Annotated in this window: 12 protein-coding genes; 7 read left to right on the top strand and 5 right to left on the bottom strand. The window is 65.5% G+C overall.

Features of this window, described 5'->3' with window-relative positions; all coding sequences use genetic code 11:
• The first annotated feature begins 7 nt into the window (after nt 1-7).
• Nucleotides 8-1,627 (top strand): glucose-6-phosphate isomerase, encoded by a 1,620-nt coding sequence (gene pgi / locus ACW18B_RS04715; protein ID WP_492049967.1) that lies wholly within the window; start codon nt 8-10, stop codon nt 1,625-1,627.
• A 143-nt stretch (nt 1,628-1,770) separates the two neighbouring features.
• On the opposite strand, the gene ACW18B_RS04720 is transcribed toward pgi, so the two are convergent.
• Nucleotides 1,771-2,085, bottom strand: coding sequence for a hypothetical protein (locus tag ACW18B_RS04720; protein ID WP_492049968.1), 315 nt, complete (start codon nt 2,083-2,085; stop codon nt 1,771-1,773).
• 1,033 nt (nt 2,086-3,118) lie between these two features.
• Here ACW18B_RS04720 and ACW18B_RS04725 point away from each other — a divergent pair.
• From ACW18B_RS04725 to ACW18B_RS04745, 5 genes are all read left to right on the top strand, one after another.
• A complete protein-coding gene (locus ACW18B_RS04725; protein ID WP_492049970.1) occupies nt 3,119-5,710 on the top strand; it encodes a P-loop NTPase in 2,592 nt (863 codons plus the stop codon).
• Nucleotides 5,711-5,950: 240 nt separating this feature from the next.
• Nucleotides 5,951-7,459: a histidine--tRNA ligase gene (gene hisS, locus ACW18B_RS04730; RefSeq protein WP_492049971.1), complete on the top strand. Its 1,509-nt coding sequence runs from the start codon at nt 5,951-5,953 to the stop codon at nt 7,457-7,459.
• Nucleotides 7,456-8,610, top strand: coding sequence for an ATP phosphoribosyltransferase regulatory subunit (locus ACW18B_RS04735; RefSeq protein WP_492049973.1), 1,155 nt, complete (start codon nt 7,456-7,458; stop codon nt 8,608-8,610). Before hisS ends, ACW18B_RS04735 begins: the two co-directional genes overlap by 4 nt.
• Complete coding sequence (gene hisG / locus ACW18B_RS04740; protein WP_492049975.1) at nt 8,607-9,569, top strand: ATP phosphoribosyltransferase; 963 nt, start codon at nt 8,607-8,609, stop codon at nt 9,567-9,569. The genes ACW18B_RS04735 and hisG overlap by 4 nt, the downstream gene beginning before the upstream one ends.
• Nucleotides 9,570-10,013: 444 nt before the next feature.
• Nucleotides 10,014-10,445: a DUF1801 domain-containing protein gene (locus ACW18B_RS04745; RefSeq protein ID WP_492049976.1), complete on the top strand. Its 432-nt coding sequence runs from the start codon at nt 10,014-10,016 to the stop codon at nt 10,443-10,445.
• A 138-nt stretch (nt 10,446-10,583) separates the two neighbouring features.
• Here the strand turns inward: ACW18B_RS04745 and ACW18B_RS04750 are convergent, their stop codons facing one another.
• On the bottom strand, nt 10,584-11,789 hold the full coding sequence (locus ACW18B_RS04750) for a TonB family protein (RefSeq protein ID WP_492049978.1): 1,206 nt from the start codon (nt 11,787-11,789) through the stop codon (nt 10,584-10,586).
• Entirely contained in the window at nt 11,786-12,148 is a 363-nt protein-coding gene (locus tag ACW18B_RS04755; RefSeq protein ID WP_492049980.1) for a BlaI/MecI/CopY family transcriptional regulator, read from the bottom strand. The genes ACW18B_RS04750 and ACW18B_RS04755 overlap by 4 nt, the downstream gene beginning before the upstream one ends.
• Before the next feature lie 305 nt (nt 12,149-12,453).
• On the opposite strand from ACW18B_RS04755, the gene ACW18B_RS04760 reads away from it, so the two are divergent.
• Nucleotides 12,454-13,218, top strand: coding sequence for a hypothetical protein (locus ACW18B_RS04760; RefSeq protein ID WP_492049982.1), 765 nt, complete (start codon nt 12,454-12,456; stop codon nt 13,216-13,218).
• Between the two features lie 197 nt (nt 13,219-13,415).
• Here ACW18B_RS04760 and ACW18B_RS04765 read toward each other — a convergent pair whose 3' ends face one another.
• The gene (locus ACW18B_RS04765) at nt 13,416-15,533 is read right to left on the bottom strand and encodes a M13 family metallopeptidase (protein ID WP_492049983.1); all 2,118 of its coding nucleotides are present in this window, start codon (nt 15,531-15,533) and stop codon (nt 13,416-13,418) included.
• A gap of 97 nt (nt 15,534-15,630) precedes the next feature.
• A complete protein-coding gene (locus ACW18B_RS04770) occupies nt 15,631-16,137 on the bottom strand; it encodes a copper chaperone PCu(A)C (RefSeq protein WP_492049984.1) in 507 nt (168 codons plus the stop codon).
• Nucleotides 16,138-16,159: the final 22 nt, after the last annotated feature.

Consider the following 16,159-nt stretch of genomic DNA (forward strand, 5'->3'; position numbering starts at 1 on the left):
TGCCCCCATGGCCGATCTCGCCGCCGCCTGGACCCGCCTGCAAGCCGCCGCCAAGGCCGCCGGCGACAAGCGCATTGTCGAGATGTTCGACGCCGAGCCCGACCGCCTCGCCAATCTGACGCTCGACGTGGCCGGCCTGCATATCGACCTGTCGAAACAGGCCTGGGACGAGGCCGGTCTGGAAGCCGCGCTCGACCTGGCCCACGCCGCCGATGTCGAGGGCGCCCGGGCCCGGATGCTGGGCGGCGAGGCGATCAACGGCTCTGAAGGCCGGGCCGTGCTGCACACCGCCCTGCGGGCCTCTGCCGGCGCCGACATCAAGGCCCAGGGCGTGCCGGTCATGGCCGAGGTCGAGGCCGTCCGTCAGCGGATGAAGGCCTTCAGCCAGGCCGTCCGCTCGGGCCAGATCAAGGGCGCCACCGGCAAGCCGTTCAAGGCCATCCTGCACATCGGCATCGGCGGCTCCGACCTGGGCCCCCGCCTGCTGTGGGACGCCCTGCGGCCGGTGAAGCCCGAGATCGACCTGCGCTTCATCGCCAATGTCGACGGGGCCGAGTTCCTGCTGACCACGGCCGATCTGGATCCCGAAGAGACCCTGGTGATCGTGGTCTCCAAGACCTTCACCACCCAGGAGACCCTGTCCAACGCCACCGCCGCCCGGGCCTGGCTGGCCGACGCCCTGGGCGAGCAGGGCGCCAACCAGCACCTGGCCGCCATCTCGACCGCCCTGGAAAAGACCGCCGCCTTCGGCATCAGCGACGAGCGCGTGTTCGGCTTCTGGGACTGGGTGGGCGGCCGCTATTCGCTGTGGTCGTCGGTCAGCCTGTCGGTGGCCGTCGCGGCTGGCTGGGACGCCTTCCAGGGCTTCCTGGACGGCGCCGCCGCCATGGACGCCCACTTCGCCAGCGCGCCGCTGGACCAGAACGCCCCGGTGCTGCTGGCCCTGGCCCAGATCTTCAACCGCAACGGCCTGGACCGCCGGGCCCGCTCGGTGGTGCCCTACGCCCACCGCCTGCGCCGCCTGGCCGCGTTCCTCCAGCAGCTGGAGATGGAGAGCAACGGCAAGTCGGTCGGCCCCGACGGCCGGCCCGCCCCGCACGGCACCGCCACCGTCGTCTTTGGCGACGAGGGCACCAATGTCCAGCACGCCTATTTCCAGTGCATGCACCAGGGCACCGACATCACCCCGATGGAGCTGATCGGCCTGGCCAAGTCCGACGAAGGCCCGGCCGGCATGCACGAGAAACTGCTGTCCAACCTGCTGGCCCAGGCCGAGGCCTTCATGGTGGGCCGCACCACCGACGACGTCCGCGCCGAGCTCACCGCCAAGGGCGTGTCGGACGCGGAGATCGCCACCCTGGCTCCGCAGCGCACCTTCGCCGGCAATCGTCCGTCCACCCTGCTGCTGCTGGAGCGCCTGACGCCCCGGACCTTCGGCGCCCTGATCGCCCTGTATGAGCACAAGACCTTCGTCGAGGGGGTGATCTGGGGCATCAACAGCTTTGACCAGTGGGGCGTCGAGCTGGGCAAGGTGATGGCCGGCCGCATCCTGCCGGAACTGGAAAGCGGCGCGACGGGGAGCCATGATCCGTCGACGGCGGCGCTGATCGAGCGCTTGAAGGTCTGATCCTTCTCCCTTCCCCCTTTTGATGGGGGAAGGGCGGGGATGGGGGTGACACCGCCGGACGGTTTCACACCGGCCGCGCCCCATCCTGAACCTCTGTCACCCCCATCCCCAACCCTTCCCCCATCAAAGGGGGAAGGGAGTCGTCACAGCTCATGCTCGTCCTCCTCCTCCTCCGCCTCCTCCTCCTCCTCCGCCTCCTCCTCGTCCTCCGCCTCCGCCGCCCGGCCCAGGCTCTCGATCGCCGCCAGCCGGCCGCGCCAGTCGCCTTCCGGGACGGCGTCCAGGGTGTCGATGACCTTCAGCATGGTCTCGAAGATCTGGTAGTGCAGTCGGCGTTGCAGCTCCGCGCTCGCCGCGCGGCGGGCCAGCGTCAAGCCGTTGTCGCCCGGCTGGGCGGGGGCGGGGGCGAGGGGGAGGGGCGTCCCCAAGGCGGTCTCGAATTTGTCGAACCTGGGCATCGGATGTCTCCTGAGCGTGGAAGAAGTTGGCTTGCGCGGACTCGCGGACGCGCGCGGGCGCCGACCCCCGGGTGACCCGGCGGGCTGGCCCCAAATCATTGGGGAGGCGGCGAAGCGTCCGGGGTCTGCCCGGATGAGACTGAGGGAGTACCGTTTCGACAGGACACGGGCGCTCCGCGCGATCGTTATCCGGGAGCATCGCCGGGCTGGCGGGGTGTTAATCCGCTCCGGTAGCTAGGCCCCCGGCGGGCGGAGGGGCGACGAACCCCGTCCGGACCGCGCGGGCGATTTCAGCCCGCGCCTGGCGCGCGTCGTCCGGGCGTCGGCAAAGGATGTTCCCGGCGGTCTGGGCCTGGCCTCGACACGGCACGATCCTCGAGGGGTGTCCCGCTCAGCCAGACCCCGCCGGGCCTTCGACGACGGCCGACGGGCGCTACCCGCTCGACCGCCCCCATCACCCGTCAGATCGCCAGCTGGACGTCCTCCCCGGTGACGAGGCGAGACTCAGTATGCGGGCGGTTTGAGACCCGGGGACAAGTTTTCGATCGTCACGCTGGCTCACGGGGGCAGGGCGTTGAATTTGTTGAGGTCAGGGCAGGGATATCCCCGTCGGGGGACGGGGATTGGGGCCGTTTTGGCGCCGCCAAACCTTTCGTCATTCCCGCCCTTGTGGCGGGAACCCCTCTATCCGCCGCAGGTGCGGGAGGGGCGAGGTGCGCGCGCCCTTCGCTGGCGTCTCATGGGTCAGCTGAACCAGGGGTTCCCGCCACAAGGGCGGGAATGACGGAAAGTTAAGGGCACGCGATGACCCCGACCGCCCCAGGTCGGAGCCATCCTTACATCTCTTGGAGGCTGCAGCGTGCGGGTCTGGGCAGGTCAGTCAAGGACGGCTTCGCCGCCGCGGAGCGGCCGCCCGGAGGGCGGTCCTTGAGTGACCTGCCCAGACCCGCGATCGTCTCGCCGTGAGATGTAAGGAGGGGTGGACTTACCAGTTAAGGTTGGGTTGACTGACCGTTCGAAATTAGGGGGCACAATGATCACCATTGCCGACGAAGATGCCCGCCTTCTGGTCAGGGCAGTTAACGAGGGCGAAGCCGTCCTGTTTCTGGGCGCGGGAGCGTCGGCAACCTCGACTTTGCCGCCGACGAGAGATTTGCCGGACCGCCCCATTAAGCAAGGGTGGCAATTGGCAAAATTGATCGCTGAAACTGCCGGGCTTGCCTATGACGACGGAGACGAACTTCCTGATGTTCTGGGCGGCGTGCTTGGAGCTCGGATGAGCGAGGAGAAATTTCACAAGATCCTCGCGGCAGAATTCACAAATGTACGCCCATCGACCGAACTTCAGCAACTGTTCGACTATACTTGGAGGCGGGCATACACATGGAATATTGATGACGCTGTTCCCAACATAAGGGGAGCAGTTCAAGTGCGTCGCCCCTTTAATGGTATCGCAGATAAAGTTTCTGAGCAGGTCGGGCTTGAGTACTTACAGTTTATATTTCTTCATGGCGACGCATTAAAGCCAGAGCATGGATTTATTTTTAGCCCATCCGAATACAACAAGCGCATTGCTGAAAATAGGCACGATTGGTATCGTCAGGCAGCATCGGATTACGCGATATACACGCCTGTTTTCATAGGTAGCCGACTTAAAGAGCCTATATTATCTTTAGAACTGGATCGTGCCCGCCCAAATCCAGGAGCCGGCCTTGGTCTTGCATTTTTAATTACTCCAGATCACTTTTCCGAAGTGAAGCTTGCGGATCTAAAGGCGCGCAATATTGTAGTCATCAAGGCAACTCTCGCCGAATTTGTTGGTTGGCTACGAGAAAAAACCGGAAAGACAGTCACGCCTATCGATGTCGCGCAGAGGATAAATGCTTTTGCCAAAGAGTTAACAGAGAGGTTCGATGTTAATAGTTCTGACGTTGATATAGCGCAATCGATTATTGTTCATACGTGGAAAGATACAAAGCATAATGCGGATTTATTGACTGGAGTTTCTCTTCAGAAGGCAGCCCAGAACTACCTTGAAGGATCTCCACCCACGTGGAGGATATCGGCGACCGACGTTCCCGTCTGGCTAAGCGGAACGCAAAACCTATATGAAGAATTGAAGAAGGCCGTCGATGATCGGGCGCGCGTCTTTATAGTCTATGGTCAATCTGGAAGCGGCAAGACCACAGCGACTATTCAAGCGCTTCTCAGGATAGTCCGCGAAGACGAAATGAAACGGCTTTACGAATTAAAGCCAGACGTAAAATCTTTGCGATCTTCTTTAAATCTAATTTCACGCCTCCACAAAGGAGAGCACGTAATAGTTTATATAGGTGACGCATTTATATACGGAGACTCTCTGTATGAAGATATTGCGAGCACAATTTCTGGAAATATCACCGTGGTCACTGGTGCTCGGTCAAATGAATGGCGCGAACACATTGAGCGTCGAATCGGAGATATTAGTGTTTCTTTTCAATATCAAAGATTTTCCGAAGACGATTTTCAGCCACTTATCGATCGTCTATTGGAATATGTACCAGCGCCGCGATTCAAGAAGTTGCCACCATCACAAAGGCTGGACAGGCTTCGAGCGTCACGTAGTCAGCTGCTGATCGCACTCAAAGAGGCGACAGAGTCTGAGAAATTTACCAGCGTTATAACTAAAGAATTCAAATCTCTTTCTGACGATGCGTGTCGAGCGCTCGCATTGATCGTGGGAATCTCAACAATTGCGCGAACCGGAATATCTGCGTCTGCCGCGAGGGAGGCGTATCGGTATTTCGGGTTTGCTAGAACGTTCGAGCAAGCGCTGCGGGCGCTCGATGGAATTGTTTCGGAGACCACGGGAGGAAGGCTGGTAGCAAGGCACGAGGTATATGTCCGCCACATAATCGACAATGTGGCTGCATTTCCTAGCGTTGTATCTGCCATTGTTGGAATTCTTCGTACCTATACAAAATATAATACACCTATAGTTAAGAATGTTGGCCGCCAAGATGCACTTCTATTTAAGTTTCTTCTAAATCATAACTTCAACGCCGATCTCGCGCGACGCCGAAATGACATGGAGACTGGCCTGAAAATATACGACGAGTTCTCAGTCGAGTTCCAGCTTGATGGGCATTATTGGCTTCAATATGGTCAATATTTAGTGGAAAAGGGAGATTTAGAGGATGCTATAAACGTCCTAAATAAATCTATCCAAGCTTACCCCGATAATTCTTACGCGATACACGCCTATGCGGATGTTCAATTGCGCGTGGCGATGGAGCGCGATGACTATGACTCTAAGACTATCGAGCTGATCGGTGACGCAGTTAAAGCTTTGGAAATTCAACACGCTCGTAAAGATCCGAATTCCGATCAGTACCCAATCGTGACTCTGTCGGAGCGGCATATAGGCGCCTTAATAAAGCATAATCAGAATACTCAGGCACTCGCGCTAGCGCGAAATTACTTCCGAGAAGTTGAAGAGTTGACGAAGCGCAACAATGCGGTTCCACTTCAGCGCGCGAAGGAACGGCTGGCCCATTATCTAACCTCAGGCATATGGGCCGAAAGCAATGGCACGGGTCGATCAGGTCGCTCTCGCCATCGCCGCCGTATGCCCCGGGGCCGTTAAGGGGCTCTACGCTGCGCTTCACCCCACCACCCCTTCCCCCGCCCCGCCCTATCCGCTATAGCCCCCGCCCAATGACCCGCACGCCGCACCATCACGGCCGCCACCACCATCCGACCTCGCCTCGCGGGATCGGCCGGGTCCGCTCGCTTTAACAGCAAGCCCCCTGCCTGAGCCCCGCCTAGCGGATGGGGCTTATGAGCAAGCGCCATCCGTCGAAGCCTTGAGTATCTAAGGACGACGATGACCGACTCCCCGAAGACCGACGCCAAGACAGAAGAAGCCTTCCGCCCCGAGGCCCGCGCCCCGCGCGGCTTCGCCGACAAGCGGGCGCGCGACCTGCGGGCCGAGCGCGCCATCCTGGAGGCGGTGTCGGCGGTGTATGAGCGCCACGGCTTCGAGGCGCTGGACACCGGGGCCTTCGAATATGCCGACGCCCTGGGCAAGTTCCTGCCCGACGCCGACCGGCCCAATGAGGGCGTGTTCGCGCTGCAGGACGATGACGAGCAGTGGATGGCGCTGCGCTATGACCTGACCGCGCCCCTGGCCCGCTTCGCCGCCCAGAACTGGGAGACCCTGGCCAAGCCGTTCCGCCGCTATGCCTATGGTCCGGTGTGGCGCAACGAGAAGCCCGGCCCCGGCCGCTTCCGCGAATTCATCCAGTGCGACGCCGACACCGTGGGCTCGGCCCGGCCCGAGGCCGACGCCGAGATCATCGCCATGGCCGTGGCGGGGCTGGAGGCGGCGGGCCTGCCGCGCGGCTCGGCGGTGCTGAAGATCAATAACCGCAAGCTGCTCAACGGCCTGCTGACCGCCGCCGGGGTGGAGACGCAAGGCCAGAAGCTGGCGGTGCTGCGCGCCGTCGACAAGCTGGACCGGCTGGGCGTCGAGGGCGTGCGGCTGCTGCTGGGCGAGGGCCGGCTGGACGACAGCGGCGCCTTCACCAAGGGCGCGGGCCTGGTGGGCAAGGCGACCGACGCGGTGCTCGACTTCGTGCAGGCGGGATCGGGTGGGCGCGCCGAGACCCTGGCCAAGATCGCTGATGTGATCGGCGGCTCGGCCGAGGGCGATGAGGGCTTGAATGAGCTCTCTTTGATCGACGCGGCCCTGAAAAGCCTGGGCGTGGCCGACGATCAGGCGATGTTCGAGCCGTCGATCGTGCGGGGGCTCGAGTACTACACCGGCGCGGTGTTCGAGGCCGAGCTGCTGCTGTCGACCCTGGATGAGAAGGGAAACAAGGTCTCGTTCGGCTCGATCGGCGGCGGCGGGCGCTATGATGATCTGGTGGCGCGGTTCACCGGCCAGCAGACCCCGGCGACGGGCTTCTCGTTCGGGGTGTCGCGGCTGGCCTCGGCCCTGCGGGCGGCCGGGCGCGAGCCGGGCGGGACGGCGCGGGGACCCGTGGTGGTGATCGTCTTCGACCAGGCCCACATGGGCGAATATTTCGCGGTGGCGGCCGAGCTGCGCAACGCCGGGATCGCGGCCGAGGTCTATCTGGGAACCTCGGGCATGCGGCCGCAGATGAAATATGCCGACCGCCGCATGGCCCCGGCCGCCATCATGCTGGGCGGCGACGAGATCGCGGCCGGCACGGTGACGATCAAGGATCTGGACCTGGGTCGCCAGCTGGCCTCGGGCGTGGCCGACAACGCCGCCTGGAAGGCCGAGCGTCCGGGTCAGCAGACGATCCCGCGCGCCGAGCTGGTGGCCGCCGTGCGTCGCATCATCGCCGGCGGGGAGAACGGTCAATGAGACTGGAACCCGCCATCCCGGCCGTCGCGCTGGACGCCATCCGCGCGCCCCTGGCCGCCGCCGGCGCCGTGCTGACCGACGCCCCGGTGCTGCAGCCCCTGGGCCTGCTGCTGGACCTGGCCGGCGAGTCGATGCGGGCGCGATTGTTCGTGGTGTCCGGCGACGGCGGCGAGGAGGCCTGCCTGCGCCCCGACTTCACCGTGGCCATCGCCCGCCAGCACCTGGAGGCCGGCGCCGCCTCGGGGCGCTATCTCTATGACGGCAAGGCCTTCCGGGTGGCGCCGCGCGGCAGCGACCGGGCCGAGGAGTTCCTGCAGATCGGCGTCGAGGCCTTCGAGGCCGGCGACCCCGTGGCCGCCGACGCCGAGATCGCCGCCCTGGCCTGGGCCGCCTCGGCGGCCGGCGGGCGCTCGGACCTCTCCCTGATGCTGGGCGATGTGGGGCTGTTCGCGGCCTTCATCGACACCCTGGACCTGGCGACGCCTTTGGCCGCGCGGCTGAAGCGCGCCTTCACCCGGCCGCGTCAGCTGAAGATCGAACTGGACGGTTCGTCGGCCTCCGGACAAGCGCTGGGCGAAGATCAAAGCCGCATCGCGGCGCTGCTGGCCGGCCTGCCGGAGGGCGAGGCCTCGGCGGTCTTGCAGGAGCTGTGGTCCCTGGCCGGCATCGAGCCGGTGGGCGGCCGCCGTCCGGCCGAGATCGCTCATCGCCTGGTCGAACGCGCCGAGGACGCCAAGGCCGGTCGTCTGTCGACGGACCAAGCCGATGCGGTGCGGGCTTTCCTGGCGGTCAGCGACCGTCCGGACGCGGCCCTGGACGCCATCGCCGCCCTGGCCGGTCCGCAACGCGCGGCGCTGGACGCGGCGATCGCCGCCTGGCGGGCGCGGCTTTCGGGGCTGGCGGCGCGCGGGGTCCCCGAGGACTGCATGGTGCTGGCCGCCGCCTTCGGCCGCGCCTTCGGCTATTATGACGGCTTCCTGTTTGAAGTGCGCAGCATGGCCCTGGGCGAGGACGCTCCGGTGGCGGCCGGCGGGCGCTATGACGGCCTGCCAGCTCGCCTTGATCCAAAGAGATTGGGCGCCGAGACGACGACCGGCGCGGTGGGCTGCATGGTCCGTCCCGCCCGAGCCTATGCGGGAGCAGGCCAATGAGTGGGCAAATGATCTTCGCCATCCCCTCCAAGGGGCGCCTGAAGGACCAGGTCGAGGCCTGGCTGGCCGAGTGCGGCTTCAAGCTGGAAATGGCCGGCGGGTCGCGCGGCTATTCGGCTGAACTGTCGGGCCTGCCCGGCGTCTCGGTGCGGCTGCTGTCGGCCGGCGACATCGCGGCGGGTCTGGATGCGGGCGAGCTGCACCTGGGGGTCACCGGCGAGGACTTGCTGCGCGAGCGCGGCGACGACATGGACAGCCGGGTGATGCTGCTGCGGGCCCTGGGCTTTGGCCGCGCCGACCTGGTGGTCACGGCGCCCAAGAGCTGGCTGGACGTCGACACCATGGCCGATATCGACGCCGTCGGGCACGTTCATCTGGCCCGCACCGGCCGCCGGCTGCGGGTGGCGACCAAATATGTCACCCAGACCCGGGCCTTCTTCGCCCGCCACGGGGTGGCCGACTATCGCATCGTCGAGAGCAGCGGCGCCACCGAGGGGGCTCCCGCGGCCGGGGCGGCCGAACTGGTCGTCGACATCACCACCACCGGCGCGACCCTGGCGGCCAATGGCCTGAAGATCCTGACCGATGGCGTGATCCTGAAAAGCCAGGCCCAGCTGACCGCATCCCTGATCGCCGCCTGGTCGCCCGATCAGCTGGCGTCGCTGCAGCGCCTGCTGTCAGTGGTCGAGGCCAAGGGCCGGGCGCGGACGCTCGCCACCCTGGTCTGGCCCGCCGAGCAGGACGACCTGGCCCAGGCCGCCGTCGCCGGCTTTGTCGCCAAGGGCGGCTCGCGCCGGACCAATGGCGCCTTGCTGGCCACCGCCGATCTGTTCGAGGCCGCCGCCGCCCTGGCCGCCGCCGGGGTGGAACCGGTCACCGTGTCGCGTCCCGACTATGTCTTTGAGTCTCGCTCGAAGGTTCTGGACGATCTGGCGGCGCGTCTGAAGGTTAGTATTTGACGTAAGTGTCAAAAAACATCCCAACAGATCGCTGATAAGTTTGACCCTCGCGTCCAAACAACGGCTTTTTTGTCAAAAAACGTCCAACCCGTTGCGGAAAAAGGCTTTGATGCGTTGACACTGTCATGGTTTTGACGTTTCTTGATCCTGCAAGGAAGAAACGAGCCCATCAGAGAGCTCCCTTCCTTCGGCGTTTCGGGGAGGAAACGCCCGCCTAGATCGATTGATCGACAAATAGCCAGCCCGCCGCGATTATCCCCCGCGGCGGGTTTGGTGTATCTGGGCCCCGGTTCAAATAATTGACGCTAGAGTCAAAAAGCTTTCGCCGACCCCAAAGCGCCCGAGATCTGGCGGTGGCGTCGGGAGGCTTGAAGCCCCCGTTAAATGGCGCACAATCCCGGCCGGGGCCGCCCAGCGGCGCGGCAAACCTCCGGGGGGACGGTCATGATCAGGATGGACGGATCGGCGGACGCCAAGAGCCAGGCCGGCGCGTCGCCGTCAGAGCTGATCGACGCGCGCATCCAGGACCTGGGCGACTGGCGGGGTGAAACCCTGGCCAGGGTCCGCGCCCTGATCCATGCGGCCGACCCGCAAGTGGTCGAGACCTGGAAGTGGCGCGGCGTTCCGGTGTGGGAGCACGCCGGCATCCTGTGCACCGGCGAGACCTACAAGGCGGTGGTCAAGCTGACCTTCGCCAGGGGCGCGGCGCTGGCCGATCCGGCCGGCCTGTTCAATTCCAGCCTCGAGGGCAATACCCGCCGCGCCATCGACCTCCGCGAAGGCGAGACGATCGACGAAGCCGCCTTCCAGGCCCTGATCCGCGCCGCCGTAGCGCTGAACGGGGCCAAGCCCGCCAAGGGCAAGCGCGGGGGCTGAGCGCGGGGCGGGGGATCAAGCCGTCAGCCCCGAAATCATCTTGCTGGATCGGCGCCGCGCATCCCCTCGCGGCGCCGGAAACGCGGTTGAGGACCGCCGGTCGCCCGGCGGTCCTCGTGTCGCGCGATCCGTCAGACCTCAGGTCGGCGGGACGGCGAAGAGAATCGGGATCGTGATCTCGCCGCCGTCGATCGGCTGTCCGTCAAGGGTCTTGGGACGCATCTGGAAGATCTCGGCCAGTTGCAGGGCCGCCGCGCCAAAGCCCTGGTCGCCGGGACTCTCGCGCCGGACCGCGCACCCCGTCAGACGACCCTCGGCTGTGACGCGGCAGTCGATCAGCGCGCGGCCGCCTGTCTTGGCGGCGGCGGCCGCGGCCGGATAGAAGCGGGCCATGTCATCGCCCGTGGGCTTGGCCGCCCAGTCCGGCTTGGTGATCAGGTGAGCGGGGCGCGCTTCGGCGGCCCAGACCGCGCCGGCGCCGGCAAGGCCGACGAGCGCGACCAGGCCAAGGCCGGCGAGCTTTCGCGCGGGGCTTCTGGCGGGGATGTTCAACATGGCGAGTCTCTCCTTCAGGGGATGTGCGCCGCCGGCCGGCCAATGGCAGCCGAACGGTACGACGCGGGGAGCCAGCAGGGTGTCGAGCAGCGTCTCGGCATAGAGCCGGCGCGCCTCGGGGCGACGCAGGACCACGGCCTCGTCGCAGGCCATTTCCTGGTCCAGGCGCAGGCGATGAGCGCCCAGATGGACCAGCGGATTGAACCAGGCCAGGCATTGGGCGGCCACGACCAGGACGTTGACGAGGGCGTCGCCGCGCGCCAGGTGGACCCGCTCGTGGGCCAGGACGAGGTCGCGGGCCTCACCCTGGAAGCGGGCGTCGAAATCGGCGGGGACCACGATGCGCGGCCAGGGGCAGGCCAGCACCATCGGTCCGGCCCCGACATGCCGGCCCTGAAGCAGGGTCGGGGCGTCGGGATGCGGCGTCAGGCGTCCCAGGGATCGCGTGAACCGGGTCTGGCGGATGGCGAAGAGCACGGCGGTGACGATCACCCCAACGGTCCAGACCAGCAGGACCAGCGACGCGGCGGCCGATGTCGTCAGCGCCGCCGGCACGGCCTGGCGCGCGGCCTGGCTCGCGGTCAGGACGATCGGCGCCAGCGGCGTGGTGTCGATCGGCGCGGGCAGCAGCGCCGCCAGGACGCACAGCGGCGGCGTCAGCCACAGCAGGTAGGCGGCCAGGGCGCCGAAGCGCCGGCGGACCGGCCCGCGCAGGGGCAGCACCGCCAGGACGCCGCCGGCCAGGGCGAGGTTGGCGCTCGCCAGCGCCGAGAGGGCGGCGGCGCTCATTTGCCGATCCTTTCGACCAGCGCCTTCAGCGCGGCGATGTCCTCGTCGCTGAGCTTGTCGCCGTCGGAGAAGTGCATGACCAGCGGGGCCAGGCGACCTTGGAAAAGGCGGTCCAGCAGGCCCTGGCTTTCCGCGCCGACATAGGTCTCGCGGCTGATGAGGGGCGCGTACTGATAGCGCCGTCCATCGGCCTGGGCCGCGACGGCCTTCTTCTTGACCAGGCGGCTGATCAGCACCTTCACGGTGCCATCGGTCCAGCCCTGGGGCTCGCACACCTCCGTCATGATGGCCTCGGAGGTCAGCGGACTGCGCCGCCACAAGGCCTCCATGACGACGCTCTCGGCGGCGCTGATCTTCATGCGTCTCTCCCGATGACAAGTGTCAACGAATCGACGTTGACACTTGTCATCGAACTCGTCAATCCGCGTTCGGCGAGGGGGCTCGCAGAGCCTCCGCGACTTTCAGGATTGTCCGTTTCTTGCCGACCGTGTCGGAAAGCGCCTGCGCCAGGCTGCCGCCATGGCCCTGGAGGATGAGCTTTCCGATGTTCGCGCGCGGCGCGGGGAGGCGTTGACGGTTGTCACGAAGCCATGGCGACTCATTCGCATAACGGGGGTATTCAACTGTCCAAATTGCTTTGGGCCAAGACGCGCGGGGGACACGCATGAGCACGACACCAAGCCAGACGCCGTCTAAGGACTTGGCGTTCTTTCGAACCACAATCACGGCCATGGCCATCGTCGAGATCGCCGGCTTTGTTCTGCAGTTGGCCATGAGGCGATCAAGCTTTGGCGCGCCGCTGATCGTCCATCTGCATGCCGTCGTCTTTATGGGCTGGGTGGCGATCCTCGTCACCCAGGCATGGCTGGCGGCCGGCGGCGGGGTGCGCCTGCACCGTGCGTTGGGCGGGCTGGCGGTGATCTGGATGCTGGCCATTGTGGTGCTGGGGCCGCTGGTGACGATCGCCTCGGCGCGCACCGGGCGCGTGCCGTTCTTCTTTCAGCCCCAGCATTTCGTGATCGCTAATCCGGTGACCCTGCTGGGGGCTGTCGGCCTGTTCGTCGCCGCCGTCGTCTTGCGCAAGAACCGTGAGTGGCACCCGCGCCTGCAGGTCGGGTCCTTCATGATGCTGATGGGCCCAGGCGTTGGCCGCATCATCCCCATGCCGTTCCTCAAGCCCTATGCGTTCGAGATCGCCACCGGGCTGGCGGTGATCGTGCCGCTGATCGGCATCGTGCGAGACTGGCGGGTGCGCGGTCGGCCGCATCCGGCCTGGTTCTGGGCGATCGGCGTGCTGGTCGCGACCTTGGTCGTCGCGCGTGTCATGGCGCTGTCGCCTGCCGGGGAGGCGATCTTCGCTGCCGCCACGGCGGGCAGCCCCGCCGCGCATACGGACGGTCTGGTCTATCCCAAGCCGCCGCCGCTCTAGAGCCTTTTAGCTTTATATGGAATCATATGAAGCGTCTAAAAAGGCTCTAAATCATATACTTAGAGCGCGATAGCCGCCGAAACCGCGTACACTTTCGGCTATCGCGCTCTAACGGCCAGATGCAAAAAGGGCCGGTGATCGCTCACCGGCCCTGATCGAGGCCCGGGATTGGAGCCAAGGAGAAGAGGGTCTGGCGACTACCAGATCTTCACCCGGTCTTCCGGCGCGACATACAGCTTGTCCCCCGGTTTGATGTCGAAGGCGCTGTACCAGCCCGGCTGATTGCGGATCGTGCCGTTGACCCGGTAATAGGCCGGCGAGTGCGGGTCGCTGGCGACCTGCTGCTTGAGGGCGTCGTCGCGGGTCTTCTGACGCCACACCTGGGCCCAGCCCAGATAGACGCGCTGGTCGCCGGTGAAGCCGTCCAGCACCGGGGCCGGCTTGCCCTTCAGCGAGGCGTGATAGGCGTCCAGGCCAAAGCCCAGACCGCCCATGTCGCCGATGTTCTCGCCCATGGTCAGGTCGCCGTTGACGTGAATGCCCGGCAGGGGCTCGAAGGCCGAGTATTGCTTGCCCAGCTTGTCGGCCTGGGCCTTGAACTTGGCCGCATCGGCGTCGGTCCACCAGCCACGCAGCACGCCGTCGCCGTCGGACTTGCGGCCCTGGTCGTCGAAGCCGTGGCCGATCTCGTGGCCGATCACCCCGCCGATGCCGCCATAGTTGACGGCCGGATCGGCGTCGGGATGGAAGAACGGCGCCTGCAGGATGGCGGCCGGGAAGACGATCTCGTTATTGACCGAGTTGTAGTAGGCGTTGACCGTCTGCGGGGTCATGCCCCACTCGCTCTTGTCGACCGGCCCGTTCAGGCGCTCGACGTCATGGCGCCAGTCGAAGGCGCCGGCCCGCAGGTCGTTGCCATAGGCGTCGTCGGCCTTGATCTCCAGCTTGGAATAGTCGCGCCACTTGTCGGGATAGCCGATCTTGACGGTGAACTTGGTCAGCTTGTCCAGGGCCTGGGTCTTGGTGTCGGCGCCCATCCAGTCGAGGTTCTCGAGGCGGACCTTGAGCACGTCGCGGATGTTGTGGACCAGATCGTCCATCTTGGCCTTGGAGTCGGGCGGGAAGTACTGGGCGACATAGTCCTTGCCGACCGCTTCACCCAGCATGTTGTTGACCTGGCCGACGCCGCGCTTCCAGCGCGGGCGCTGTTCGGGCTGGCCCGACAGGGTCTTGGCGCGGAAGTCGAAGTGGGCGTCGACGAAACGCTTGGACAGCAGCGGCGCGGCGTTGTCGGTGACCTTGAACGCTTCCCAGGCCTTCAGGGTGTCCAGCGGGGTTTCGCTGTAGATCTTGGCGTATTTCGGGAACGACGTGTTGGTGGTGACGATGAAGCGGTCGACCTGGGGCAGTTCGGTCCCGGCTAGATAGCGCTTCCAGTCATAGCCCGGCGTCAGGGCCTGAAGTTCCGCCAGATTGGCGGGATTGTAGGTCTTGTCGCGGTCGCGGCGCTCGACCCGGCTCCACGAGGCCTCGGCCAGACGGGTCTCGAAATCGACCACGGCCTTGGCGTTCTGGGCAGGCTTGTCCCAGCCGGCCAGGGTCAGCATCTTCTCGACATAGACCAGATAGGCGGCCTTCTTGTCGGCGAACTTGGCGTCCAGATAATAGTCGCGGTCGGGCAGGCTCAGGCCGCCGGTCGACGAATAGACCGCATAGGCCTTGGGGTTCTTGGCGTCGGTCGAGATATAGACGCCGATCAGGCTGGAATAGGGCGTGACATTGCCCGTTCCCATCAGGGCCGTGAAGTCGTCCTTGGTCTTGACCGTCTTGATCTTGGCCAGCCACGGCGTGATCGGCTTGGCGTCCAGCGCCTCGATCTGGGCCTCATTGGTGAAGGCGCGATAGGCGGCGCCGACCTTGGCGGTGTCGCCGGTGGCGGCCTTGTTGTTGGCGGCGGCCTCGATGATGGCGCGGGTGCGGGCTTCGGACAGTTCCGACAGCTTGTCGAAATTGCCGTAGCGGGTGCGGTCCGACGGGATCTCGGTGCGGGCGGCCCAGGCGCCGTTGGCGAACTCATAGAAGTCGTCGCCCGGCTTGACGCTGGTGTCCATGCCGCTGAGGTCGAAGCCCCAGGCGCCGTAGCGCGGCGAGTCCAGCGAGGTGACATCGCCGGCCGCGCCTTCGGCGGCGGCGGGCAGCAGCGACTGCAGGGTGCAGGCGTCGTTGAGGCACAGGTGGTCTTCCTGGGCCTGAGCGCCAAACGCCGACAGCGAGAGCGCGGCCAGGGCGGCGGCGCCGAACCAAACTTTTTTCATCAAAAACGCGTCCGTGAGTGATTGCTGGCGACAATCTGCCCCGTTGAGGCAGAAACGCCTTCCTTACAAATTTGTCATGTCCGCGCCCGCGACGCCATCAGGGATGCTGGTGATCCATCATCATGGCCGGCGAGGCCTTCGGCGGCGCCCGTTGCACCGTGAGGTCGACCGTGACGCGGCGGCCGTCGGCGAAGACCAGGGTGACGGGCGCCTTTTGCCCGACGCTCAGCGCCTGTTTCAGCCCCAGGATCATCAGGTGATAGCCGCCCGGCGCCAGGGTCAGCTTGCCGCCGGGCGCGATGGTGGTGGTGTCCTGCCGGCGCATGGTCATGATGCCATTGGCCATGGACGACTGGTGCAGCTCGACCTTGCCGGCCAGGGGGCTTTCGATCGCGGTCAGGGTTACGGGCTTTGTCCCGGTGTTGAGGATGGTCATGAAGCCCACCCCGTTCATGCCGGCCTGGGCCGGACGGCTCCAGGGGTTCTGAACCGTCACGGGGCCGACCTTGTAGTCGCCGGCCCAGGCGGGGGCCCAGACGGCGGTCGAGACGGCGGTCGAGACGGCGGCCAGAGCGGCAAGGGCGAGCAGGGGGGGGCGAAGCATCGGAGCTCTCCGGATCAGGGCT

The sequence above is a fragment of the Caulobacter sp. FV2ps19 genome (assembly GCF_058681035.1).